Raw genomic sequence first — 1,816 nt, 5'->3', positions numbered from 1 at the left:
GTGTCAGCTTGCATGTCTCTCGGGAATTGACCATCCTCGAAGACGAGACCCGGATCCTAGCCGAAGAGGTTGCCATTCTCCGCGCATCGGTGGAGGCGCTCCACTTTGCTGGGGAATCGCCCGCTGCCGTATCCCCAATCGACGAACACACGGCCGTTCCTGGCCAACCCACACGGAAAGAAACTAATGACCATTGATGTAATGCTGCCGTACTACGGTGACGTGGCCATGATGAAGGCGGCGGTTGAGTCGATTCTCGCTCAGGACGACCGTGATTTCCGGCTGACAATAGTCGACGACGGTTATCCCGACGAGTCCCTCCCGGCCTACTTCGCATCTCTGACAGACCGCGACGACCGCGTCCGCTACCTGCGCAACGAGGTCAACCTCGGCGCCAACGGAAACTACCGCAAGTGCCTGGGACTCATTGAGCACGACTACACGGTCATCATGGGTGCGGACGACATTATGCTCCCGAATTACATCGGAACCATTCGCAAGGGATTCCGGAATCCTGATGTGGACATTGTGCAGCCGGGGGTCGAGGTCATCGACGAAGACGGCGTCGTCTACGAACCGCTCGGCGACAAGGTCAAGGATTTCCTGCGACGTCGCCTTGTCGGCGAGAGCACGGAGGCGGTCGTCGCGGGGGAGCCTGTAGCCAAGAGTCTCATCACGGGAGACTGGCTTTACTTCCCGTCCGTGGCGTGGCGTTCAACCGCTATCAAGCAGCACAGCTTCCGTGAGCAGTACAACGTTGTCCAGGACCTGGCCCTAGCCATGGACATCATCATGGAAGGCGGAAGATTGATGGTCTCTGACACCGTTTGCTTCCAGTACCGCCGCCACCGCGAGTCAGACTCCTCCGTGCGAGCACTCGACGGCCGCCGCTTTGCCGAAGAACGTGCCTTCTTTGACGAGTGTGTCCGAGACTTCAAGAAACTCGGCTGGGACGACGCAGCCAACGCAGCACGGCTGCACATTTCATCCAGGCTCCATGCTGTGACGCTTGCACCGAAAGTCGTCCAGAAGCGCATGTGGCCGGGACTGCGTAAGCTCGCTGCTCACGTCGTCCGACTTTAGGACAACCGATGGTCGCCGAGCGCACTGCGGAGGTCAAGGACAGTAGCGCCGGGGCCGGTTCGGCGATCCTCTACCTCGCAGGATCCGTCGTGCAGGGCCTAGGCCTGCTCCTGATCCAGCCTTTCGCAATCCGGTTGCTCAGCCCCGTCGAATGGGGACTTGTCTCGACCTCAGTAGTGGCGATCCAAGTGGTGGTGGTTCTCATCTCTGCCGGATTGCCCCTGGCGATCACCAGGCTGTGGTTTGACCCTTCCGACGGCCAGCGCAGGGCCAGAGCGATGTATGGTTTCCTGGGCGGGGGTGCCGCTATGTTGGGCACCCTTATGGCGGCGGTCGTTGCCTTCGTCTCGCTGACGACTGGCGCCTCGGTTGCTTGGCCGGCCGTCATGGCGATGGTCTCCATAGGTCTCTTGGGTTCCGTTCTCGGAGCCCAGGCAGTGCTCCGAGCCCAGAACCGCCCCCTCGCCTTCGTTGCGCTGAGCCTGGTTTCTTCCGTGGTCGCTAACTTGGCTGGTCTCGGGGCCATTCTGCTGACGACCGCCAGCGCCGCCGCCTATCTTGTGGCCTACACTGCTGCGGTTGCCGCTGCAGCGGGGATGTCGGTCCTGATGGTCAGGCCGAAGGCTCCATGGCGGGTGCAACACGCCTTGAGGGAATCGGTGGGCATCGCGGTGCCTTTGCTTCCCCACACCGGCGCACTGATGCTGCTCACCCAGGGCGCCGTCCTTCTCCT

General features: G+C 61.6%; 2 protein-coding genes and 1 pseudogene. All 3 read left to right on the top strand.

What is annotated here, in order from left to right; translation table 11 throughout:
* Positions 1-197, top strand: a pseudogene (locus AB4Y86_RS18045) (DUF2304 domain-containing protein); the annotation flags it as partial.
* A complete protein-coding gene (locus AB4Y86_RS18040) occupies positions 187-1,083 on the top strand; it encodes a glycosyltransferase family 2 protein (protein WP_441403525.1) in 897 nt (298 codons plus the stop codon). The pseudogene AB4Y86_RS18045 and the gene AB4Y86_RS18040, both read left to right, overlap by 11 nt.
* 8 nt (positions 1,084-1,091) lie before the next feature.
* On the top strand, positions 1,092-1,816 hold a 725-nt coding region (locus AB4Y86_RS18035), incomplete at its 3' end, for an oligosaccharide flippase family protein (RefSeq protein WP_441403524.1).

The organism is Arthrobacter sp. 2YAF22_2 (genome assembly GCF_052114645.1).
Classification (GTDB): Bacteria; Actinomycetota; Actinomycetes; order Actinomycetales; family Micrococcaceae; genus Arthrobacter.
The sequence above is the reverse complement of the archived record's forward strand: the minus strand, read 5'-3'. Positions and strand labels throughout refer to the sequence as shown.

Excerpts from the sequence above, each read along its gene's own strand:
- AB4Y86_RS18040 (WP_441403525.1), top strand. The coding sequence starts at position 187 with ATGACCATTGATGTAATGCTGCCGTACTACGGTGACGTGGCCATGATG.